The sequence below is a fragment of the Kribbella sp. NPDC051936 genome, assembly GCF_040680955.1.
Classification (GTDB): Bacteria; Actinomycetota; Actinomycetes; order Propionibacteriales; family Kribbellaceae; genus Kribbella.
Genome location: NZ_JBFAXS010000002.1, coordinates 160,338 through 182,513 on the forward strand (window position 1 = coordinate 160,338; position 22,176 = coordinate 182,513).

A 22,176-nucleotide genomic window follows, 5' to 3' on the forward strand; every position below is an offset into this window, starting at 1 on the left:
CGATGACCGGCGGGGTCTCGCGTCGCGTGATCGTCGCCAGTGCGCTGCTGGTGCTGCTCGTCGGCGCCGGGTTCGCCGTGTTGCTGGCGTCGGTCCAGGATCTGCGCGACTCCGAGCGCCAGGCCCGGCAGGCGGCGGCGGTGCTCGCGGCCGCGAACCAGGTCGAGCGCTCGGTCGTCGACCTGGAGACCGGCCGGCAGGCGTTCGCCATCACCGGCGAGGAGCAGTTCCTCGCGCCGTGGCAGACCGCGCGGTCCCAGCTTCCGGACCGGCTCGCGGCGCTGGAGCGGGTGGTCGCGGACGAGCCGGCGCAACGCGCCAGCGCCGAGGAGATCAGCCGCAGCGCGACGTCGTACCTCCGGGACTACTCGGAGCCGCTGGTCGCAGCGATCCGCGGTCGTCCTGGCTCGGCACCGTCGCAGGCCGCGACCACGGACGGCCAGCGCCGGGTCGACGCGATCAGGACCGTCCTCGACGGGTTGATCACAACCGAGCGAGGTCTCTCGGCCGCCGCGCAGGCCCGGTCCGACGCCGCGGCCGGCCGGGCGGCCATCGCGGCCGCGATCGGGCTCGTCGGATCGGTGCTGCTCATCCTGGGATTCACCTGGTACCTGTCCCGTGCCGTCGTCCGCCCGGTGCTGATCACCGCCGCCATGGCCGACCGGCTCGCGGCGGGCGACCTCGCCGTTCGGGTGCCCGAAGACGGAGTCGGCGAGATCGGCGGTCTGGAGCGCACCTTCAACAGCATGGCCGCCTCGCTCGACCAGGCTCGTACCGATCTGGCGTCCTCGCGGGCCCGCCTCGTGGCGTCGGCCGACGAAACCAGGCGGCGGATCGAGCGCGACCTGCACGACGGCATCCAGCAACGACTGGTGACCCTGGCCCTGGAACTGCGCACGGTCCAGGCCGGCCTGACCGGCGACCAGGGCGACCTGCGGGCCCGGCTCGACGAGATCACGGACGACCTCGGCAGCACCCTCGACGAACTGCGGGAGATCTCCCACGGCATCCACCCGGCGATCCTGTCCGACGGCGGTCTCGGTCCCGCGGTGAGGATGCTGGCCCGCCGGTCCGCGATCCCGGTCGAGGCGGAGGTCACCGTCACGGAGCGCCTCCCACCGGCCGTCGAGTCGGCCGCGTATTACGTCGTCTCCGAAGCACTCACCAACGCCGCGAAACACGCGGACGCTTCTGTCGTGTACGTCGACGTACGGCTGCTCGACGGCTCGTTGCGGCTCGCTGTCCGCGACGACGGAGCCGGTGGGGCCGACCCGGCGAACGGCTCCGGCCTGATCGGGCTCACCGACCGTGTCCAGGCGCTGGGCGGTACGCTCACCGTCGACAGCCCGGCCGGCCAGGGCACCACCCTGCAGGTCTCGTTGCCGGTGGCCCCTGAGGAGATCTCCAGCTAGCAGGAATGCCACCGCGGCCGGACCCTGCGACCCTGGTGTCATGCTGCGTTGCGCGATCGTCGACGACAACCGGCGTTTCCTCGACGCCGCACGCGGACTCCTGGAACGCGAAGGCGTCGCCGTCGTCGGTACGGCGACGAGCGGCGCCGGCGCCGTCGACCTGGTCGAGGACTCGCACCCGGACGTGGTCCTGGTGGACATCGACCTCGGCGCGGAGAGCGGCTTCGACATCGTCGCCCGGCTGCACCGGCTGCGCCCGCCGCCCCGGGTGATCCTGATCTCGACGTACGCCGAGCAGGACTACACCGAGCTGATCGACGCGAGTGCGGCGATCGGCTTCGTGCCGAAGACGCGCCTGTCGGCGGTTGCCATCGGCAATCTTCTCCGGCGCGCCACGCACTGAGGCCGCCGGGTCGGTGACGACCCGGCGGCCTTGGTGATTCCCGACCGGTCTATCTGCGGGCGCGGCGGACGACGGCGTCGAAGCCGGCCGCCAGCAGCAGGACCGCGCCGGTGACCACCCATTCGTAGCCGGCCGAGTTCGCGCCCTGGATCAGGTCGCTCATACCGTTGATGATGACCGCGACGACGAGACCACCCAGGACGGCGTCGATGACGCGGCCGCGCCCGCCGAACAGCGACGTACCGCCGATGACCGCGGCACCGACCGCCAGCAGCAGCGTGTTGCCCGCGCCGGCGTTCGACTGGACGGACTGCAGCAACGAGGCCGCGACGACACCGGAGACCGCGGCCATCCCGGAACAGATCACGAACACCGAGATGCGGATGCGGGACACGACCACCCCCGCGCGTCGTGAAGCCTCCTCGTTGCCGCCGACGGCGTACACGTGCCGGCCGTAGCGGGTCCGGCTTAGGACGAGGTGCCACACCGCGAACAGCACCACCAGCAGGACGACGACCCACGGCATCCCCTGCGCCTTGTTGGTGAAGAACGCGTTCGTCGTGACGTTGCGGTTGACGCCCATCTCGAAGGTGAACGCCGCCCCGAGTGCGGCCACCACGGCGACCTTGACCGCGATCACGGCGTACGGCGTGCCCGGGAGCCCGGCCCGCCGGGCGGCCCGTGCGTCGGCCAGTTTGAGCGCGGCGTACCCGATCACGAAGACCGCCAGCAGCGTCCAGCCGAGCCAGAGCGGCAGGAAGCTGTTCTCCAGGCCGATCAGTGGCGAGCCGGCCGGAAGCGTCACCGATCCCTGGCCGCCGACGATGATCAGCGTGACGCCCTGGAACGCCAGGAACGTGGCCAGCGTGATGACGAACGACGGGATGCCGATCCGCGCCCGCAGCCAGCCGGTGCCGAACCCGACCAGCATGCCCACCGCGAGCCCGGCGACCGCCGCGATCCACCACGCGACCCCGTGCCGCAGGATCAGGATCGCCGTGATCGCCGAGCACAGCCCTCCCGTCGTACCGGCGGAGAGATCGATCTCGCCGAGCAGCAGGACGAACACCAGGCCCATGGCCATCACGATGATCGGCGCGGCCTGGATCACCAGCGCCTCGAGGTTGTAGGCGCTGAGGAATCCCTGGTGCACGATGGCGAAGAACGCCGTGATGACGACCAGACCCACGAGTGCGGGAACGGCGCCCAGCTCGCCGCCCCGCAGCCGCGCGACATAGCCCCTCGCATAGGCGCCGACGCCTGACGAGCCGGCCGGCGACTCGTGGCGCTGCTCCGCGCCGCCGTGTTCCAGCAGTTGCGCGTTCACAGCGTCGCTCCCGCCTGGGTGGGCGACAGTCCCAGCGCGCCCGATCGCCCGGTCGTGATCAGCTCGACCACCTGCGTCTGGGTCACCTCCGCGCGCCGGACCTGTGCGGCTGTCCGGCCGAGGAACAGGACGGCGATGGAGTCGGCGACGCGCAGTACGTCGTTCATGTTGTGCGACACCAGGATCACCGCCACGCCCTGCTCCGCGAGCCGGCGGACGAGATCGAGCACCTGCGCGGTCTGGGCGACGCCGAGTGCGGCGGTCGGCTCGTCGAGGATCACGATCTTCGACTGCCACAGCACCGCCTTGGCGATCGCCACGGTCTGCCGCTGCCCGCCCGACAGGCTCGCCACCAGCTGGCGCGCCGACCGGATCGTGGTCACCGACAACGAGTCCAGTGCCTGACGGGCCAGCGTTTCCATCGAGTTCTCGTCCAGCGTGTGCAGCCGCGTGAGGTGCTCGCGGCCGAGGAACATGTTGCCGACGACGTCGAGGTTGTCGCACAACGCGAGGTCCTGGTGCACGATCTCGACGCCGAGCCGCGCGGCGTCGCGCGGCTCGCCGACGCTGTGCGCCGTACCGTCGAAGAGCAGCTCCCCCGCGTCGATCCGGTGGATGCCGCCGATGCACTTCACCAGCGTCGACTTGCCGGCGCCGTTGTCGCCGACCAGGGCCGTCACCTCGCCCGCCTTCGCGACGAGGTTCACCGACGACAGCGCCTGGACGGGCCCGAACGCCTTGTCGACGCCCCGGAGCTCGAGAGTAGGAACAGTAGTCATGCCGTCCCCCTACGGTGTGTGGATGCCGTTGGCGGCGCACAGCTGCTGCAGCGCCGGCGTCGGGCAGACGGACGCGGCGGTCTCGTACCCGTCGGTGACCGGGAGCGCTACGTTCGCCTTGGTGATGACGGTCGGGTTCGCCAGGTACGACGGGATCTCACGACCGGTCGTCGGGTCTTTGGTCGTCGTGGGCGCGGTCGGCTTCTGGCCCGCCAGGATCTGGGCCGCCAGCTTGATCGCCACGTCCGCCTCACCGGCGACCGGCTTGTAGATGGTGAAGGCCTGGGTGCCGGCCATGATGTTGTCGAGACCGCCGGCGGTGGCGTCCTGCCCGGAGACCGCGACCTTGCCCGCCAGGCCCTGAGCCTTCAGGACGTTGATGACCGACTGCGCCATCGTGTCGTTGGCCACCATCACCGCGTTGATGTCGGGGTGCTGTCCGAGCATGGTGGTGAACACGGTCTGTGCGGTCGCGGCGTCCCAGTTGCCGGTCTGGTCGGCCAGCTTCTTCCAGCCGGGTTGCTTCGACAGCACCGAGTTGTAGCCGTCAGCGAAGAGCGTCGCGTTGTTGTCGGTGGGTGCGCCGTCGATCTCGACGTAGTTGACCGAGCTCTTGCCCTTTACCTGCGGCGCCTGCGTCAGTGCGGTGCCCTGGTCCTCGCCGACCTTCACGTTGTCGTACGAGACGTAGTACGACGCGCTGCCGCCCTGGGTCAGCCGGTCGTAGTCGATGGTCACGACGTTGTGCTGCTGGGCGAGGGACTCGATCGCCTTGCCCGAGCCGGAGTCGAGGTTCACGACCAGCAGGACGCCCACGCCGGCGTTGATCAGCGCCTGCGCCTGGGCCTGCTGCGTGGTGGCGCTGCCGTTGGCGTTGTCGATGTAGCAGGTGAGCTTGTTCGCCGCGCACTGCTGCTTCAGTTCGGTGGGATCGGCCGAGACCCAGCGCGGCGACGACGCCGTGTCGGGGAGCAGGATCCCTACCTTAGTGTTCGCCGGCGCGGCGCTGCCGGTCGACGTGCTGTTGTTGCCACAGGCGGTCAGTGTGGCCATCAGCGCCAGGACCGTTCCGGCCAGCGCTACCGCCCTCCTTGGTGTTCGCATCGGTGCGTCCTTTGATCGTGCGAGATGGAGCCCGTCGTACTCCGAGAGCCGCAGTACTCCGTCAGCATGCGTTCGAAGGGCGGATGAATTCGTCGCTGCAGGCACCCAACTCCGGCTTCCAGCTAGCCGGGTAAGCGACCGGCCCACCGAGCGAGGACCCCCCTGCCAGCGGTAAGAGCGGGATTGCAGTCAGCGGGAGCCGATCGGCTCGAGCGCCGTGAACTCGTGCTTCCGCCAGAGCAGGCGGGAGGCTTCCTCCGGGTACGCCGTGACGGTCGACGGCGCATCGAAGAGCCGCGTCAGGCGACGGTCGACGTCGTACGCCGGCCACCCTGGATCGCCGTGCGTGGCGAACGCGGTCCACGCCGTACGGAACTGCGCGGACAGGTCGATCGCCTCCGGGGACGGCGGATCGCCGATGAGCATCGCGGGCTGACCGCTGGTGAGATTGCCGAACACCAGCGGTACGTCGAGGCCGTGGCAGGCACCGAGGGCTGGTGCCGGCCAGGTCAGTTCGTACAGGTGCGCCCGGCCGCCACCGGCGACCTGCGCCTCGGCCAGTTGCAGGCTCGGCATCCGAAACAACCAGTCCGCGTTGACGAGTTCATACAGCTCTTCGTCGGAGGCGGCCGGGTACGCGTCGCGGTAGCGGTGAGGCTCTGGCGCGAGCATCCGCAGGGCGGTCTCGGTCTGCTCGCGGCTGACCTGGCCGAGGACGCCGTCGATCAGGCTGAACAGCCGGTGCTCGTCACGGGTGTGCCCGGCCAGCAGCTCGATGTCGCGCGCGGCGCCGGCGGCCAGCGCCTGCCACGGCGCCACCGGAAGAACGTTGCCATCGACAACTGGTGCGAACGGGATCGGCCGGTGCGTGATCGGTCCCCACCGCTCCCGCCACGCGGCCATCTTCGGCAGGATCGCATCGCCGGCTTCGGGCAGTCGGGCGGGAGGTATCGCGGACAGCGCCTGTGTTGTCGGCCGGACACCCAACTCGCCGGCCAGGGCGACGGCGATCTCACCGGCCAACTCGGCGGAGAAGAACGTGCCCGGCACACTCTGCGCGATCGCCCGGCGGAAGAGTCCGGCGGCGCGCGGCATCGCGAGCAGAGCGGCGACCGAGCCGCCGCCGGCCGACTCCCCGAAGATCGTCACCCGATCCGGATCGCCGCCGAACACGCCGATGGTGTCCTGCACCCAGCGCAGCGCGGCCACCTGGTCGAGCAGTCCCCGGTTGGCCGGCGCTCCGTCGAGCTGCGTGAACCCCTCGATCCCCAGCCGGTAGTTGACAGTCACGACGACGACACCGTTCGCGACGAGGTGCGTGGCGTCGTACTCCGGGAGGCTCGAATTGCCCAGTGCATAACCGCCACCGGGGATCCACACCATGACCGGGAGCCGGGCCGCGAGATCCGGCGTCCACACGTTCAGAGTCAGCCAGTCGTCACCGGAGGCAGCCTGAGCCGATCCGAGCAGACCGGACTGCGGTGGCGGCGGACCGTACGTCGTCGCCGGCCGGACGCCGTCCCACGCGTGCACCGGTGCAGGCGCCTGGAATCGAGGCCTGCCGATCGGCGGCGCGGCGTACGGAATGCCGCGGAACACCAGCAGCCCGTCCGCACTGCTGCCGCGCAGCACACCGCTCGCCGTACGAACCTCCCGGCCACCACTCGCCTCACCGGCCACCTGCCGAGCATCACGCCACCTGTCCACGGAGAGCAAACCGATAACCAGCGGTCGCCTTCGCCGCGAATCCGTCCTAGCCTCTGGACAGGAGGGTGGCGCGATGATCGGTGGCGGGTCGTACGCACTGCGCGGCCGGCGTCCGGAGCTCGCCCGACTCAAGCGACTCGTCGCCGACCTCCGCGCCGGGCACGGTCAGGTCCTGCTCGTGCGCGGCGAGGCAGGGATCGGCAAGTCGGCGCTGCTCGACCACCTCGCCCGGACGGCCGACGGCTGCATCGTCGCCCGGGCGTCCGGCGTCGAGTCCGAGATGGAGCTGCCGTTCGCCGGACTTCACCAATTGTGTGCGCCGATGCTCGACCTCGCCGGCCGGCTCCCGCATCCGCAGAGCGAGGCGCTCGAGGTGGCCTTCGGCGTACGGGCGGGTGCCACGCCGGACCGGTTCGTGGTGGGTGCCGCGACACTCACCCTGCTGTCGGAGGCGTCCGCCGATCGGCCGCTGCTGTGCATCGTCGACGACGCGCAATGGCTCGACCAGGCGTCGGCCCAGGCGCTGACCTTCGCCGCGCGGCGGCTGTTCGCCGATCGGATCGGGTTCGTCTTCGCCGTCCGTGAGCCGCTCACCCGCCCGGAATGGCGCGGGCTGCCCGAACTGGTGGTCCGCGGCCTGGCGGACCAGGACGCGCGGGCGCTGCTCACCGCGGTCGTTCCCGGCCGGATCGACGAGCACGTGCGCGACCGGATCGTGGCGGAGACGCGGGGCAACCCGCTCGCACTGCTCGAACTCCCCCGCGGTCTCAGCCCGGCCGAGCTGGCCGGCGGCTTCGAGCGACCGGACGCCCAGCCGCTGGCCAGTCAACTCGAGCAGAACTTCGCCCAGCGGATCTCGGCGCTCCCACCACAGTCCCGGCGCCTGCTGCTGACCGCGGCGGCAGAGCCGGTCGGTGACATCGGTCTCCTGCAGCGGGCGCTGGCAGTCCTCGACGTACCGATCAGCGCTGCCGGTCCGCCCGAGGACGCAGGACTGATCGAGCTCGGGGCCATTGTCCGGTTCCGGCATCCGCTGGTGCGGTCCGCGGCATACCGGGAGGCCGCACCGGCCGACCGGCGGGTGGTGCATCGGGCCCTCGCCGAGGCCACCGACCCGGACCTCGATCCCGACCGGCGCGCCTGGCATCGCGCCAACAGCGCGCTCGGCCCCGACGAGACCATCGCCGGCGAGCTGATCGCGTCCGCGGATCGCGCCCTGCGTCGTGGCGGGATCGCGGCCAGCGCCGCGTTCCTGCACCGCGCGACCGACCTCACCCCGGCCCCCGGCGCACGGGCCGACCGTGCCCTCGCCGCCGCCCAGGCGGCACTCGGCGCCGGGGCCTTCGAGACCGCGCTGAAACTGCTCGTCATCGCCGACGAGGACCCGGCCGACGAACTCCGGCAGGCACAGGCGGAGCTCCTCAGGGCGCAGATCACCTTCGTCACCGGTCACGGCATGGAAGCGCCCCGGCTGCTGCTCGACAGTGCACGCCGGCTCGGACCGCTCGACGCCCGTCTGGCTCGCGACACGTACCTCGACGCGATCATGGCCGCGATGCTCGCCGGCCGGCTCAGCGGCGACGTCGATCTGCCGGCGGTCGCGCAGGCGGCGCGGGCGGCGCCGGAGCCGGCGGCCCGCGACAAGCGGGACCTGCTGCTGGACACACTCGCGCGCTTCTTCTCCGGCGACTTCCCGGCGGCGGTGCCGCTCGGCCGGGAGGTGATCGACGCCTTCTCCGGCAGGAACGGGGCCGACGACTACGCCGATGTCCGGTGGCTGTGGCTGGCCGGACTGGTGGCGATCAACCTGTGGGACGACGCGGGCTGGAACGACCTGACCGCGCGGCACGTCCGGATCGCGCGCGACCTCGGCGATCTCACCCAGCTCCCGCTGGTCCTGGGGCCGCGGCTCGTCATCGACCTGTTCGCCGGGGACTTCGCGGTCGCGGAGTCGATGGTCCGCGAGATCGAGATGGTCCGCGAGGCGACGTTCGCCGCCGCCGCCCGGTACGAGGCCATCACGCTGGCCGCGTGGCGCGGCGACGAGGAACTCGCCGACCGGCTCATCACCACGAGTCTCGCGGACGCAAAGGCCCGTGGCGAAGGCGGCGGGGTCGCATCCCATCTCTGGGCGCGCGCCCTGCTGATGAACAGCCTCGGTCAGTACCAGGGCGCGCTCACGGCGGCTCAGGAGGCGACCGCCTACCCGATCGAGTACGGCGTCTCGAACTGGGCCTGGAGCGAACTCGTCGAGTCGGCGGTCCACACCGGCAGACCCGAGCTGGCGGCGGAGGCTCTGGAACGCCTGGCCCTGTTGACCCAAGCCGGCGGAACGGACTGGGGCCTGGGCGTTCTCGCCCGGTCGCGCGCGCTGCTCGCGATCGGCGACGTCGCCGAGTCGCACTACCAGCAGGCCGTCGAGCTCCTCGGCCGGACGCGTTTGCGGATGGAGCTCGCCCGCGCGCATCTGCTGTACGGCGAATGGCTGCGGCGGGAGGGCCGGCGCCGGGACGCGCGTGCACACCTGCGAACGGCGTACGAGATGTTCTCCGCGCCCGGCGCCGACGCGTTCGCGGAGCGGTCGCGTCGCGAGCTCGCCGCGACCGGGGAAGCGATCAGCCGACCCGCGGAACCACCGGGTCAGGCACTGACCGCGCAGGAGGCGTTGATCGCCGAACTCGCGGCGGCCGGTCTGACCAATCCCGAGATCGGTGCGCAGATGTTCCTCAGCAGGCACACCGTCGAGTGGCACCTGCGCAAGGTCTTCACCAAGCTCGGCGTCACCTCACGACGCCAGCTCCCGTCCGCGCTCACCAAGGGTGGCGGTTCAGGCTCTTGAACACCTTGCCAGTGGGCGGTGGCGGGCGTTCACTGAGATGGACATGTTCGCGGACCCGGGGGGTCGGGGGCGGCGCCGCGGGTTCGAGGCCGGGTGGGACCGGCCTTGAGGGGGGAGGAAGACCGTGCCGAATGCATTTCTGGACAAGGTTTCGCTGGGCAGGGACTCGTCGGGACGACCGTTGGTGGTCAATCGCCGCACGATGGCGATGCTCGAGGCCGCCGAGCGCAAACTCGGGCGCAAACTCGTGATCGTGCAGGGATCGTTCCTGGCCGGGAAGGCCGCGAAGCGCTCCGGCCCGACGCACAACCGGGCCGGCGTGATCGACATCCGTACCAAGGACCAGACGCCCGCACAGCAGGCGCAGACGCTGCTCGAGCTGCGCAAGATCTCGTTCGCGGCGTTCCACCGGACGACGAAGCAGGGCTTCGCCGACCACATCCACGCGGTGGCGATCGGTGATCCCGGTCTCGACCCGTCCGCCGCTCGGCAGGTGGAGGCGTACAAGAACGGCCGCGACGGGCTGAAGGGCAACGGACCGCTCGACGGGCCACGGGTGAAGATCACGGTGTTCCCGTTGACCATGCCTTCGAGCATCGCCCCGGCCGTGCGCACCGCACGACCTGTCGTGCATCTGGCGTCGGTGCAGGCGCAGTTCCGGGCCGGAGGCACCAAAGCACTGCCTGACGTGAAGACCATCCAGCTGGCACTCAACGCCCGGCTCAAGCTGACCCTGCTCGTCGACGGCAAGGCCGGCAAGTTCACCCGGGAGGCCTACAAGAAGCACCAGAAGGCGATCGGCAGCGCGCCCAAGTTCATCGACGGCATCCCGGGCCCGAAGGACCTCACCAACCTCGGTCTCGGGCGCTTCCAAGTCATCTGAGCAACAGATCCTGGAGCCAGCTCTCGACGAGCCGGACGAAAGCGTCCGGACGGTCGTGGTGCAGGAAGTGGCTGGTGCCGGGCCAGACGACGACGCGGGATCCAGGAGGAAGGGCGCACGTCAGGTCCCACGCCGCCATCGACGGCGTCGGCCGGATGCACAACACCGGCTGCGTCAGTGGCGCGACCGTCCTCGCGGCGGCCGGGCGAGCACCGAACGCACCGGGATCGGTGTACATCCCGGCGTAGCTGGCAGCCAGAACGTGACCCGGCGTACGCGACAACTGTTCGCGTACGCCGGTCGGCAGTGGGCCCAGCTGCCGTACGGCGGCGGCCGCGCCGTCGCGCCGGAGCTCGGCCAGCCGCCGGTGGAACGTCGCGGCCTCGGTCTCGTCAGCGCCGTACGCCGGATCGACGACCACCAGCGCGCGAACGAGGTCGGGATGATCCAGGGCCAGCCGTACGACGATCTGGCCGCCCATCGAGTGACCGACCGCGACCACCGGCGCAAGCCCCGATGCGCGCACCAGTGCGGCCAGATCCCCGGCGTAGTCAGCGGGCCGGTAGCCGTCGGCAGGAACCGGCGACCGCCCGTGCCCGCGCAGGTCGACCGTCATCACCCGCCGGCCGGCGAACCGGACGGGCTGCCACGCGCGGCCGTCCCCACCCCACCCGTGCACCAGCAGCATCGCGTCGCGGTCGTCGCCGCCGGTCACGACACAGTGCAGGGTTTCGACATCGGGCTGCATGGATGGCAGCATAGTTAACGTTTTCTATCCTCAGCTGTCCGCTGCCACGGCAGAAAGTTTCGATCCGGGAGGAGCACGTCCAGGTGGCCCGAACGACCTCCGGCCGACGGCCGACCGTCAAGGACGTCGCCGCGTCCGCCGGCGTCAGCGCCACCACCGTGTCCCGGGTCCTCGGCGGCAGCTACCCGGTGAGCGCCTCCACCCGGAACCGGGTGCTGCGGGCGGTGCGCGACCTCGACTACGTCATCAACGCCCAGGCCCGCGCTCTCGTCGGCGGCTCGACCCGCACGGTCGCCTTCATCGTCCGCGACCTCGTCGGCCCGCTGTTCGCCTACATCGGCCAGGGCGTCGAGCTGCAGGCGACTGCCGAGGGCCGGGTCTGCCTGGTCTGCACCCATCACGGCGACCCCGATCGCGAGCTCGAACTCATCGAGCTGATGCGCCAGCAGGGCGCCGAGGCGGTCGTCCTGGTCGGCGGCGGGCTGCGGACCGAGGCGCACGTGCGCCGGATGGCCGAGATCGCGCACTCGCTCGACCGCGCCGGGTCGCGCCTGGTGCTGTGCGGCCGGCCGCCGATCGGCGCGGACGTCCCGGCGACCGTCGTCGAGTACGACAACGAGGGCGGCGCCTTCGCGGTCACCGACTACCTGATCTCGCTCGGGCACCGCCGGATCGCGTTCGTCGGCGCCGGTGAGCCCGAGCACACCACGACCGGGGCGCGACTCAACGGCTTCCTCGACGCCCACGCCACCCGCGGACTCGAGGTCGACCACGAGCTGGTTGTCAGCGGCAACTATGATCGCGAGTCCGGCTATCGGCAGACCAGGCTGCTCCTCGAGCGCGGCGCGGGAATGACGGCGGTGGTCGCCGTTACGGACGTGGTTGCCAGCGGCGTGCTGGCCGCGCTCCGGGACGCCGGAGTCCGCGTCCCGGAGGACGTCTCGGTCGTCGGGTACGACGACATCCCGCTCAGCGGCGACCTCGACCTGACGACCGTGCACCTCCCCCACGAGGAACTCGGCCGGGCCGCCGTGCGGCTCGCGCTGCACCGCGACGAGTACGCGCTCGACCAGCACCTGAAGCTCGGCACCCATGTCGTCATCCGGTCGTCCACCGCCAAGAGGGAGTCATGACAGAGTCAACGCCGGGGCGCCGCCGGCCCTCCACCGGCCCGACGCTCGCCGACGTCGCGGCCCACGCAGGCCTTTCCCCCGCGACCGTCTCCCGCGTCCTGGCCGACAACTACCCGGTCTCCCGGTCGGCACGGCAACGCGTCATGAACGCCGTCCGGGAGCTGAACTACTCCGCGAACACGCACGCGCGAGCGCTCGCCGCGGGAGCCCGGTCGAAGACGATCGCGTTCATCCTCGCCGACGTTCGCGGGCAGTCCTTCGCCGATGCCGCCCACGGTGTCGAGCAGGAGGCCGCCAAGCAGGGCTGGCTGAGTCTGATCGGCACCACGCAGGGCGATCCGGACCGGGAGCTCGCCCTCGTCCAACTGATGCGCGAACAGCGGGCCGGTGCGGTCGTGCTGATCGGCGGCATCATGGAGGACGCCGCCGACTACCGGCAGAAGCTGACCGAGCTGGCCCGGTCGCTGCACGCGGCCGGCTCGCTGCTCGTGCTGTGCGGACGCCCGTCCCTCGGCGACGACGTACCCGCCGCGGTGATCGAGTACGACAACGAGAACGGCGCCTACGCGCTGACGAGTCATCTGCTGTCACAGGGCCATCGGCGCATCTTGTTCCTCGCCGGACCGGAGCGGCAGAGCACCAGCAACGAGCGGCTCGCCGGACATCGCAGGGCGCTGTCCGACTTCGGCGTACCGGACGCACCCGAGCTCGTGGAGCACGGCGTCTTCACCCGCGCGTCCGGCTACCAGTCGATGCGCCGTGTCGTAGCCGCCGGCACCGACTTCACCGCCGTGTTCGCGGCCACCGACGTCGTGGCCGCCGGGGTGTACGCCGCGGCGGCCGAGCACGGGCTGACGATCCCCGGCGACCTGTCCGTCGTCGGGTACGACGACGTAGAGCTCGCCCAGGACCTGCGCCCCCGGCTGACCACGGTGCACGTGCCGTACGAGGATCTCGGGCGGACGGCCGCGCAGATCGCCGTCGACGACCAGCACCTGCAGCCGGGCTGGACGGGCGACCACCGGCTGTTCAAGACCCACGTGGTGATCCGGAGCTCGGTCACCCGGGCGGAATCACCCCGCCAGGTCGACGGGAACCGCGGCTGATCCGTCCAGGACGACGGCCAGCGCCGGGCCGACCGCGTCCTCGGTGTCGGGTCCGACCTGCACGCACGGGATGTCGTGCGCCGTGAGATAGCCGAGCTGCGCGGCGGTGAACTCGGCGCCCAGCCCGATCACACCGCGCGTGCCGCGCGCGAACACCTGCTCCAGCCAAGCCCTCGGCACCGGCGATCCCGGAGCGACCGTCGTGACCACGACGGCCAGCCCGGGCTCCCGGACCCGCTCGGCGAGGCCGGCGAGAACCTCGCCGGCCCAGCTCCGCTCACGATCCGCGACGACGACGTCGACCAGCGCCGACTCCTCCCGCCGTACGCCGGCCGCGGCCTGCTCCACCGGGTACCCGAACCGCCGCAGCGCCTCGCGCACCCGGGCCCGCGTCGCCGGTGCGACGTCCGGATAGGCCCGGAGCACCTTCGACACCGTCGACACCGAGACGCCGGCCTCCCGGGCGACGACCGCGAGCTTCCTCCGTGGGGCGGTCATCGACGCTCACTGACCCTTGAGGTACGCGTTCGCCTGCTTCTCGAGCTCCGCCTGGAGATCGGCCAGACCGGCCTTCTCGACCGCCTTCTTCAGCGCGTCGAGCCCCTTGTCCACGTCGACCGCGCCGATCCACAGCGGGTTGCCGTACTGCGTCATCGCCGCGCTCACCTGGCTGTCCTGCCGCTTCACCGGCGTCACGTCCGGGACGAACGACGCGTACGGGTCGACCGTGAAGTTGTTGTAGTCCTGCGCCCAGTCGAACCACGCCTCCTCGGTCGGCGTGATGTCCTTGATCTTCAACTCGAGCTTCTGCCGCCAGCACAGGGCGTACCCGGGGAAGCCGTACTGCGACAGCTGCTGGAACTTGTCCTCGCCGACCGGCTTCCAGTCGGTGCCCTCGATGCCGTAGCTGATCAGATCGTGGTTCTCCTTGATCGAGACCCAGTCCTCGAGCTGCATCGCCCGCTCGTTGCTCTTGCCCTTGACGTTCAGGACGACGAAGTTGTCGGCCTGGAACGTCTGGTTCGGTTTCGCGCTCTTGCCGCCGGCCAGCGGCATGACGTTCGCGATCTGTGCGGCCGGCACCGCCTTGCGGAGCGAGGTCAGCGACTGCGACGACAGGCCGTCGGTCATCGCCCACCGGGTCGCGATCCGGCCGGACTCGAACTGGGTGCCGATCGTCGAGGAGTCGACGTTCAGCGCGTCCTTGTTGATGATGCCGTCCAGGTAGTACTTACGTACCCGCCGCAGGGCGTCGACGACACCGGGCGCTTCCCAGAACGGGATCGGGTGCGCCGAGCCGGTCGTCTTCCCGTCCTGCGCCAGGTAGAACGGGAACGAGCCGCCGCTGAACGACTGCACGCTGACGTGCGGGTTCTCCCAGTCGTGCTGGTTCAGCCAGCCGACCGGCGCGAACGCGACGAGCAGCTTGGGCATGTTGGAGGAGATGCCGACCGGCGTGACCTTCTCCTTCTGCTTGACGTCGTACCAGTACTTCTCCAGCTGGTCGAACGTCGTGATCTCGCCGATGCCGAGCTTGTCGGCGAGGTCCTGGCGGACGGTGAAGTGGTGGAACCGGGCGGCCGAGTTCACCTGCGGGATCCCGTACAGCTTGCCGGACCACTTGTTCTGCTCGAGCAGCTGCGGATCGAGCGTCTTGCTCAGGTTCGGGTACTTGCCGATCAGGTCGCCGACCGGGACCAGCGACTTGCTCGCGACCAGCTGGAGCATGTTCAGCCAGCGGGCCTGCAGGGCCGTGTCGAAGGTGTCGCCCGCGGTGAACTTGAGCAGCGACTGCTGCTGGTAGTTCGACCAGGCGACGAACTGCGGCGCGATGGTGAAGCCGAGGTCGTTCTTCAGCTTCTCGTTGACCTTGGCCAGGACGGTGTCCCAGCCCGGCTTCGCGTCCCCGGGGAGCAGCACGGTCAGCGTGTCGGCGCTGTTCTTGGTACCGGACGACGAGTCGCCGCAGCCGTTCAGCCCGAGCAGGGCCGCGATGGACAGGCCGCCGCTCGCGGCCAGGAAGCCGCGCCTGCTGAGGCCGGCTGGGGATGTGGCGGGCACGATGCCTCCAGAAAAGTAGTGCCTGAGGTGAGGGAGGGAGCCGTCAGCCCTTCGTGGCTCCGAGGGTGATGCCTTTGACGAAGTAGCGCTGCGCGAACGGGTACGCGAGCAGGATCGGGCCGATGGTCACGACCGTCAGGGCGAGCCGGAGCTGGTAGACCGGCGTCGACTGCTCCGCGGCCGTCGGCAGCATCTGCGAGAACGACACGTTCGAGATGAGGTTCTGCAGCAACAGCGGGAGCGGGTACTTGTGGATGTCCGACATGAACAGCAGCGCGGTGAACCATTCGTTCCAGTAGTGGACCGCGTAGAACAGGCCGACCACCGCGAGGATCGGCTTCGACAGCGGCAGCCCGATCCGGAAGAAGATCTGCAGCTCCCCCGCCCCGTCGACCCGCGCCGAGTCGAGGATCTCCTCCGGCAACTGCCGGAACGCCGAGACCTGGATGAACACCAGGAAAGGTGCCACCAGCAACGGGAGGATGACGGCGAAGTAGCTGTTCTGGAGCTTCAGGTACTGCGTGACGAGCAGGTAGAGCGGTACGAGTCCGCCGCTGAACAGCATCGGGATGTAGGCGAACACCGACAGCGGCCTGCTGATGTACGGCAGCCGGCGCGCGATCACCCAGCTCAGTCCGGACGTGCAGGCGAGCGCCAGCGCCGTACCGACGAGCGTGATGAACACGCTCGCGGCGTACGCGCTCAGCAGCGTCGGGCCGGTGAAGATCAGGTCGTACGCCGCGGTGGAGAACGGTCGCGGGACGACGCTGTAGCCGGTGGTCGCGAGCGTCTGCTCGTCGGTGAACGACCCCGACACGATCATCCAGAACGGCACCAGGCAGACGATCATGAACGCGGTCACGCCGATGACGCTGAACACGGTGAACGCCTCCGGCCGCCGCCGCCGGCGGGTCGCCGTCCGGGCGGACGTCTTGGCGAGGCTCGAGGTCAGGGCCTCGGTAGCAACAGGGGTCACAGCAGGCTCGTTTCCTTCGAGTACTTGCGCTGGATCAGCACCGCCGTCGCCACCAGGACGAACCCGACGACCGACTGGAACAGGCCGATCGCGGCCGTGGTGCCGAAGTCGCCGATCTGGCGCAGCGAGCGGAAGACGTAGGTGTCGATGACGTCGGTGGTCGGGAACAACGTGCCGTTGTCGCCGACGATCGCGTAGATCGTGCCGAAGTCGCCGTAGAAGATCCGGCCGACGCCGAGCACGAGCAGCACCGCGGCCGTCGGCTTGAGCAGCGGCAGTGTGATCCGCAGCGCCATCTGGGCCCGGCTCGCGCCGTCGATCTGACCGGCTTCGTAGACGTCCTCGGGGATGGACGTGATCGCCGCCAGGAAGATGACGCTCAGGTAGCCGCCCAGCTGCCAGACCTTCACCACCGTGAGGATCCACGGCCACGGCCCGGGCTCGGTGTACCAGCTGACGGTCGGCAGACCGAAGCCGGCCAGCGCGTCGTTCACCGCGCCGCCCGATCCGGCCGGGCCGGACAGCAGCACCTGGAGCATGATCGCGATCACGACCGGCGACACGAAGTACGGGAAGAAGATCGTGGACTGGGCGACGCGCTTGAAGTACCGGCCGCGCAGCTCGTTCAGCATGATCGCGAGCGTCACGCCGGCCGCCAGCGTCGCGGCCAGGAACAGCACGTTCAGCAGCAGTGTGTTCACCAGGATCCGCTGGGCGTCGCCGGAGCTGAAGAAGTACCGGAAGTTGTCCAGGCCGTTCCACGCGCTGCCGAAGATGCCCTTGCTGATGTCGAACTCCTTGAAGGCCACCACCAGGCCGGCCATCGGCGCGTAGCTGAACACCAGGAAGAACGCCACGGCGGGCAGCGCCAGCACCGCGAGCCACAGGTTGCCCCGCAGATTCGCACGACGGCGATCTCTCGACCGGTCGGACACGGCGATCTCCTTTCTCGAATAGAAAGCGCTTTCCATCTGGCCGTGACCGTAGCCGCGGCGATCGAAGGGTGTCAAGGCCTGGGCGGCGTAGGCATCGTTGTCCTACCGGTCAGGCGCCGCGGTCGAGGTCGGCCAGCCCGACCGGGTGCCGCAGCGGTTCGCCGGCCAGGAACCGCGCCAGCTCGTCCGCGACACAGGCGCCGAGCCGGGCCAGCTCGTTGCCGTGCGATCCGGCGACGTGCGGCGTCACGAAGGCGTTCGGCAGCCCGAACAGCGGCGAGTCGGCCGGCAGCGGTTCGGGGTCGGTGACGTCGAGGACCGCCGAGAGCCGCCCCGAGCGCAACTCCGCGACCAGCGCGTCCGTGTCGACGAGCTGCCCGCGGGCGGTGTTGACGAGCGTGGCGCCGTCCCGCATCAGGGCGAGCTCCGCACGGCCGAGCATCCGGTGCGTCTCGGCCGTCGCCGGTGCGTGCACGCTGACCACGTCGCTCGAGGCGAGCAGCGTCCGCAGGTCGACGAGGGGTAGGTCGAGATCGTCCGCGTACGGGTCGTACACCACCAGCTCGACGTCGAACGGCCGCAACAGGTCGATCACCTGACGGCCGATCCGCGACGCGCCGATGATGCCCACGGTACGCCGGTAGTTCCCGACGCCGGGATGCATGAACCCCAGCTCGAAGAAGCGTTCCCGGCGATAGCGTTCCCGGAACCCGAACGCGCCCTTGCCGGCCAGCAGGATCGCGGCGAGCGCGAACTCGGCGACCGGTACGGCGTTGGCGGCGGCCGCCGACGAGACCGCGATGCCGCGGTCCCAGACCTGCGGGGACAGGTGGCCCTTCACGCTGCCGGCCGCGTGCAGCACGGCACGCAGTTTCGGCATCGCGTCGAGCGCCGGCCCGTCGATCGCCGGGCAGCCCCAGCCGGTGATCAGGATCTCCACGTCCGCCAGCCGTGCCCCCAGCCGCGGGTCGTCGAAGCAGTCCACGATCAGCGCCGGGTCGAACGCGACCAGGTCGCCGACCCGGCGGCGGACGGGGTCCGGGAACAGCGACGGCCAGTGCACTGCGGACATGGCGATGACGGCCGCCGGTCGATCGGACACGGGTACCTCCAGGAGTCTGAGCGCATCGAGAGCGCTTTCTGAAGCACGCAAGAATCTGCGCCTCAGCGTCGCATAGCAAACGTTGTCTTTGAGGTTCGGAAAATTTCGGACCCGGCTGCGTTCTTGGCCGCGGCCGACGGCGATGCCAGGCTCCCGATCGCGCCGAGACCGACGACCTGGGAGTGCAGCGATGGCTGATCCGGACCGAGTTCCCCCGCCCCGACCGACCCGATTCCGCGGCAGCCTGCTGGTCGCTACGGCGGTGATCGCGGTCCTCTGCGGCCTGCTCGGCACGCCGTCCGCTCAGGCGCGCGCAGAATCGTATCCGCTGCCGGCCATCGAGCGGGTGACGTCGGCCGCCGGGTTCGTGCATCCCGGTATCGCGGTCAGCGCGTCCGCGCTCGAACGGGCCCGCACACAGGTGCAGCAGGGCGCCGAACCATGGGCGTCGTACTACGCCGCAATGGTCGCGACGTCGTACGCGTCGGCGGCGTTCAGCTCGAGGAACGCCGGCCCGGGCACCGACCAGCCGGCGAATGCCGCGTTCAACTCCCAGGGCGTCCAGTCGCTGTTCATCGACGACGCGTTCCGCGCGTACACGCAGGCGATCCAGTACGTCGTCACCGGCGACCCGGCGTACCGCGAGAACGGGCTGCGGCTGGTCCGGATCTGGAGTCACATGGATCCGGCCGAGTACGCCTACTACCCGGACGCGCACATCCACAGCGGACCGCCACTGATGCGGATGCTCGCGGCGGCGGAGATCCTGCGGTTCACGAGCGTGAACTCCGGGACGACCGGCTACGACCTGCGCTGGAACGCCGAGGACACCGCGAACCTGACCGCGAACCTGATCGTGCCGATGACGCAGACGTTCCTGTACCGCAACCGCAACTTCATGAACCAGCACAGCTACTCGCTCGTCGGCGCGATCGCCGGCTACATCTTCACCGACAACCTCCCCCGCTACCGCGAGGCGGTCGAGTGGTTCTCGGTCAACGCCACCAACCCGGACGACGACACCAACGGCGCCCTCGGCAAGGTGATGCCCGTCATCGCCGCGAACGATCCGCGCAATCCGTACCGCCGCACGTTCGTCCAGCTCCAGGAGATGGGCCGCGACCAGGCGCACGCGTGGGACGACGTGACGATGCTGACCCAGCTGGCCCGGGTGATCGACGTCCAGGGAACCCGTCTCGACCCGGTCCGCGGCACGCCGTCGACACGGCGCGACGCGGTCTCGCCGTACGTCTTCGGCGGCTACCGGCTGCTGCGTGGGTCCGAGCAGTTCTTCGCGTTCATGATGGGCAAGGACGTCCCGTGGATCGACACCACCCAGCGCGGCGGTGTGCTCTCGCAGGCCTATCGCGGGCGGCTGTTCGACCCGACGAACGAGCTGTACCACCTGTACAAGGATCTGCTCGGGCCGGCGATCTCCACACTTGCGCCGAGTATCACCGAGTTCGCGACCACCCAGGAGGGCGGCCCTCGGTTCTTCTGGGGCACGTCGCCGTACAACTACTGGAACAGCAACCCGGACTTCAACCCCGACGCCTGGCTGTCCTTCCCCGCCTCGGCCGCCTTGCCGCCGGTGCAGCAGGACGCGTTGGTGCAGGCCGAGACCCGCACCGTGCCGGTCACGCCCGGGACCTCGGTACGGCGGGAGGACGGGCGGACCTTCGTCCGGATGAAGACTCGAGCCACCCTCGCCGTTCGCACCTTGATGTACGCCGACCGGACCGGGTACAGCCCCGTCGGTGTCCTGATCCGGACGAACGGTACGGCGACGCTGCAGATCCGCAAGGAACGACCACTCGCGCCTTACTCGACGGTGACGCTTCCGGACACGCACGGGCAATGGCGCTACATCACCTACGACATGAGCACCAGCAAGCTCCGGGGCAGCGCCGGCGGCGAGAACCTCGCGTACTACACGATCCTCAGCTCGCCGGGCGTCGACGTGGACGTCGATGCCGTCAACCTGCAGGCCAAGACCCAACTCACGCCGCCGCAGTTCCCGCAAGGCACCGACGTACGCCTGCTCGCCGTCGCCGGTGAGCAGCTGACAGCTCCACTGGCCGCCACGGACCAGGACGCACTGACGTACGCGGCCGGCACGACGCTGCCCGCCGGCGCGAGTCTCGACGCCGGCACCGGGACGCTCACCTGGAAGCCCACGTCGCAGCAGGCCGGCGAACATCAGACCCTCGTCGTGGCGTCCGATGCCGCGACCGACGCCGTGCTGCGGGTCCGGCTCACTGTCAGCCCGGATCGGCGTAGCGCCGTCGACGCCGCGCTGGACGGCTACGATCCCACGGCCCAGTACGTCGAGGCGACGAAGAACGCCCTCGAGCGCGCGAAGTCGGTCGCCGAGTCGCAGCTGGACAGTGCGGACGCGGCGACGTTCGCGGCCGATCTGACCGCCGTCCAGGCCGCGGTCGCCGGGTTGGAGAAGCTGACGCCGACCATGGCCGACGACGGGTCGTTCGACTACTACGGACGCGCCACCTCGGCAGCACTCTCCCAGATTGCCCTGGGCAACCTGCTCGACGGTGACTTCAACACCTTCTCCGGGGACCTGCGGGCACCGGCAGTCATCGACTACGGGGCAGGCTTCCGGGTCCGGTCCGACGCGTTCGGTCTGCAGGCGCGCTACAACTTCGCCAATCGGTCCCAGGGCGCCAACGTGTACGGCTCGAACGACGGCCGGACCTGGACCCTGCTGACCTCTCGCGAGACCACCGACACGTCGGGCAACGGCTTCGCCCTGGAACGGATCCCGGTCCGCGACGAGGTCAAGAACCAGAGCTTCCGGTTCCTGAAACTTCAGGTCGACCACCCGGGCGTACCGACCGACCCGGCGTACCCCGGGCTGTCGAGCTTCAGCGAGTTCCGGATCTACGGCGAACGCGTCGAGATGAGTACGGCGTTGAACGCGGTCTCGATCGCGTCGAGCAACACCGACCCCAAGGTCGCGCAGAACGGCGACAAGGTGACGCTCACCCTGGCCGCCACCGAGCCGCTGGGCACGGTCACCGCGACCATCGAGGGCGCCGACGCGCAGGTCGACCACACCGATCCGGCTCAGTGGACCGCATCCGTGACGCTGCCGGACAACGTGGCGTACGGGCGGGCACTGCGCTTCACCGTCGACTACACGACGGCCGCCGGACGTGCCGGCGCCACGATCGTCGACACCACCGACGGCACCGCGCTCCAGCTCTGGAACACCGCCGTTCGCACAGTCGCCGTCGATCCGAGCTGGGTGACCGCATCCAGCCCGGCCTTCCCCGGGGTCGGCACGCCGGAGGCGAACGGCCGGCGGATGTTCGACGGCGACCTGAACACCTTCACCGACACCACCAGCGGCAACGGCTGGGTCACTGTCACCCCGCCCGCCGGCACCTCGCTCGATTTCGACACCGTCCGGGTGCACCCGCGGAGCAACTTCCCGGCCCGCGCCAACGGCGACCTCGTGCAGGGGTCCTCGGACGGCGGCGCCACCTGGACGACGCTCGCCACCATCACCGGCATCACCGACGGGAACCAGTGGTACGCCTTCCCGCTCGCGGCGCCCACCTCGCAACCGATGCTCCGGATCTACGACGGCCACGGCGGCTTCACCAATCTCGCCGAGGTCCAGCTCCTCGACGCCCCCTGA

17 protein-coding genes are annotated in these 22,176 nt (G+C 70.2%); 7 read left to right on the forward strand and 10 right to left on the reverse strand.

Features of this window, described 5'->3' with window-relative positions; all coding sequences use genetic code 11:
• Positions 1 to 2: 2 nt before the first annotated feature.
• The gene (locus AB0L64_RS06460; protein ID WP_363708396.1) at positions 3 to 1,412 is read left to right on the forward strand and encodes a CHASE3 domain-containing protein; all 1,410 of its coding nucleotides are present in this window, start codon (positions 3 to 5) and stop codon (positions 1,410 to 1,412) included.
• 40 nt (positions 1,413 to 1,452) lie between these two features.
• Complete coding sequence (locus tag AB0L64_RS06465) at positions 1,453 to 1,815, forward strand: response regulator transcription factor (RefSeq protein WP_363708398.1); 363 nt, start codon at positions 1,453 to 1,455, stop codon at positions 1,813 to 1,815.
• Between the two features lie 49 nt (positions 1,816 to 1,864).
• On the opposite strand, the gene AB0L64_RS06470 is transcribed toward AB0L64_RS06465, so the two are convergent.
• From AB0L64_RS06470 to AB0L64_RS06485, 4 genes are all read right to left on the reverse strand, one after another.
• Complete coding sequence (locus tag AB0L64_RS06470; RefSeq protein WP_363708400.1) at positions 1,865 to 3,142, reverse strand: ABC transporter permease; 1,278 nt, start codon at positions 3,140 to 3,142, stop codon at positions 1,865 to 1,867.
• On the reverse strand, positions 3,139 to 3,921 hold the full coding sequence (locus AB0L64_RS06475) for an ATP-binding cassette domain-containing protein (RefSeq protein ID WP_355692224.1): 783 nt from the start codon (positions 3,919 to 3,921) through the stop codon (positions 3,139 to 3,141). Before AB0L64_RS06475 ends, AB0L64_RS06470 begins: the two co-directional genes overlap by 4 nt.
• Positions 3,922 to 3,930: 9 nt before the next feature.
• On the reverse strand, positions 3,931 to 5,025 hold the full coding sequence (locus tag AB0L64_RS06480) for a substrate-binding domain-containing protein (protein WP_363708403.1): 1,095 nt from the start codon (positions 5,023 to 5,025) through the stop codon (positions 3,931 to 3,933).
• A gap of 189 nt (positions 5,026 to 5,214) precedes the next feature.
• Entirely contained in the window at positions 5,215 to 6,705 is a 1,491-nt protein-coding gene (locus tag AB0L64_RS06485; protein WP_363708404.1) for a carboxylesterase family protein, read from the reverse strand.
• A 100-nt stretch (positions 6,706 to 6,805) separates the two neighbouring features.
• Here AB0L64_RS06485 and AB0L64_RS06490 point away from each other — a divergent pair, with 100 nt between their 5' ends.
• Both AB0L64_RS06490 and AB0L64_RS06495 read left to right on the forward strand, forming a co-directional pair.
• Entirely contained in the window at positions 6,806 to 9,571 is a 2,766-nt protein-coding gene (locus tag AB0L64_RS06490) for an AAA family ATPase (protein ID WP_363708406.1), read from the forward strand.
• A gap of 124 nt (positions 9,572 to 9,695) precedes the next feature.
• Positions 9,696 to 10,454: a peptidoglycan-binding domain-containing protein gene (locus AB0L64_RS06495; RefSeq protein ID WP_363708408.1), complete on the forward strand. Its 759-nt coding sequence runs from the start codon at positions 9,696 to 9,698 to the stop codon at positions 10,452 to 10,454.
• Here AB0L64_RS06495 and AB0L64_RS06500 read toward each other — a convergent pair.
• Positions 10,447 to 11,202: an alpha/beta hydrolase gene (locus AB0L64_RS06500; protein ID WP_363708410.1), complete on the reverse strand. Its 756-nt coding sequence runs from the start codon at positions 11,200 to 11,202 to the stop codon at positions 10,447 to 10,449. The two genes, AB0L64_RS06495 and AB0L64_RS06500, sit on opposite strands and share 8 nt — an antisense overlap.
• An 83-nt stretch (positions 11,203 to 11,285) precedes the next feature.
• On the opposite strand from AB0L64_RS06500, the gene AB0L64_RS06505 reads away from it, so the two are divergent.
• On the forward strand, positions 11,286 to 12,335 hold the full coding sequence (locus AB0L64_RS06505; protein WP_363708412.1) for a LacI family DNA-binding transcriptional regulator: 1,050 nt from the start codon (positions 11,286 to 11,288) through the stop codon (positions 12,333 to 12,335).
• Complete coding sequence (locus AB0L64_RS06510) at positions 12,332 to 13,441, forward strand: LacI family DNA-binding transcriptional regulator (protein WP_363708415.1); 1,110 nt, start codon at positions 12,332 to 12,334, stop codon at positions 13,439 to 13,441. The genes AB0L64_RS06505 and AB0L64_RS06510 overlap by 4 nt, the downstream gene beginning before the upstream one ends.
• On the opposite strand, the gene AB0L64_RS06515 is transcribed toward AB0L64_RS06510, so the two are convergent.
• The 5 genes from AB0L64_RS06515 to AB0L64_RS06535 form a co-directional block, all read right to left on the reverse strand.
• Entirely contained in the window at positions 13,409 to 13,939 is a 531-nt protein-coding gene (locus AB0L64_RS06515; RefSeq protein WP_363708417.1) for a LacI family DNA-binding transcriptional regulator, read from the reverse strand. The genes AB0L64_RS06510 and AB0L64_RS06515 overlap by 33 nt on opposite strands.
• Positions 13,940 to 13,945: 6 nt before the next feature.
• Entirely contained in the window at positions 13,946 to 15,502 is a 1,557-nt protein-coding gene (locus tag AB0L64_RS06520) for a DUF3502 domain-containing protein (protein ID WP_363708419.1), read from the reverse strand.
• Positions 15,503 to 15,545: 43 nt separating this feature from the next.
• The gene (locus tag AB0L64_RS06525; RefSeq protein WP_363708422.1) at positions 15,546 to 16,478 is read right to left on the reverse strand and encodes a carbohydrate ABC transporter permease; all 933 of its coding nucleotides are present in this window, start codon (positions 16,476 to 16,478) and stop codon (positions 15,546 to 15,548) included.
• Positions 16,475 to 17,413: an ABC transporter permease subunit gene (locus AB0L64_RS06530; RefSeq protein WP_363708424.1), complete on the reverse strand. Its 939-nt coding sequence runs from the start codon at positions 17,411 to 17,413 to the stop codon at positions 16,475 to 16,477. The genes AB0L64_RS06525 and AB0L64_RS06530 overlap by 4 nt, the downstream gene beginning before the upstream one ends.
• Positions 17,414 to 17,522: 109 nt before the next feature.
• A complete protein-coding gene (locus tag AB0L64_RS06535) occupies positions 17,523 to 18,515 on the reverse strand; it encodes a hydroxyacid dehydrogenase (RefSeq protein WP_363708426.1) in 993 nt (330 codons plus the stop codon).
• A gap of 190 nt (positions 18,516 to 18,705) precedes the next feature.
• Between AB0L64_RS06535 and AB0L64_RS06540 the strand changes: the two genes are divergently transcribed.
• Positions 18,706 to 22,176, forward strand: coding sequence for a putative Ig domain-containing protein (locus AB0L64_RS06540; RefSeq protein ID WP_363708428.1), 3,471 nt, complete (start codon positions 18,706 to 18,708; stop codon positions 22,174 to 22,176).

What these genes read in the sequence shown, in the direction of transcription:
- AB0L64_RS06460 (WP_363708396.1), top strand. Translation starts at nt 3, where the DNA reads ATGACCGGCGGGGTCTCGCGTCGCGTGATCGTCGCCAGTGCGCTGCTG.
- AB0L64_RS06465 (WP_363708398.1), top strand. Translation starts at nt 1,453, where the DNA reads ATGCTGCGTTGCGCGATCGTCGACGACAACCGGCGTTTCCTCGACGCC.
- AB0L64_RS06475 (WP_355692224.1), bottom strand. Translation starts at nt 3,921, where the DNA reads ATGACTACTGTTCCTACTCTCGAGCTCCGGGGCGTCGACAAGGCGTTC.
- AB0L64_RS06480 (WP_363708403.1), bottom strand. Translation starts at nt 5,025, where the DNA reads ATGCGAACACCAAGGAGGGCGGTAGCGCTGGCCGGAACGGTCCTGGCG.
- AB0L64_RS06490 (WP_363708406.1), top strand. Translation starts at nt 6,806, where the DNA reads ATGATCGGTGGCGGGTCGTACGCACTGCGCGGCCGGCGTCCGGAGCTC.
- AB0L64_RS06500 (WP_363708410.1), bottom strand. Translation starts at nt 11,202, where the DNA reads ATGCAGCCCGATGTCGAAACCCTGCACTGTGTCGTGACCGGCGGCGAC.
- AB0L64_RS06510 (WP_363708415.1), top strand. Translation starts at nt 12,332, where the DNA reads ATGACAGAGTCAACGCCGGGGCGCCGCCGGCCCTCCACCGGCCCGACG.
- AB0L64_RS06515 (WP_363708417.1), bottom strand. Translation starts at nt 13,939, where the DNA reads ATGACCGCCCCACGGAGGAAGCTCGCGGTCGTCGCCCGGGAGGCCGGC.
- AB0L64_RS06540 (WP_363708428.1), top strand. Translation starts at nt 18,706, where the DNA reads ATGGCTGATCCGGACCGAGTTCCCCCGCCCCGACCGACCCGATTCCGC.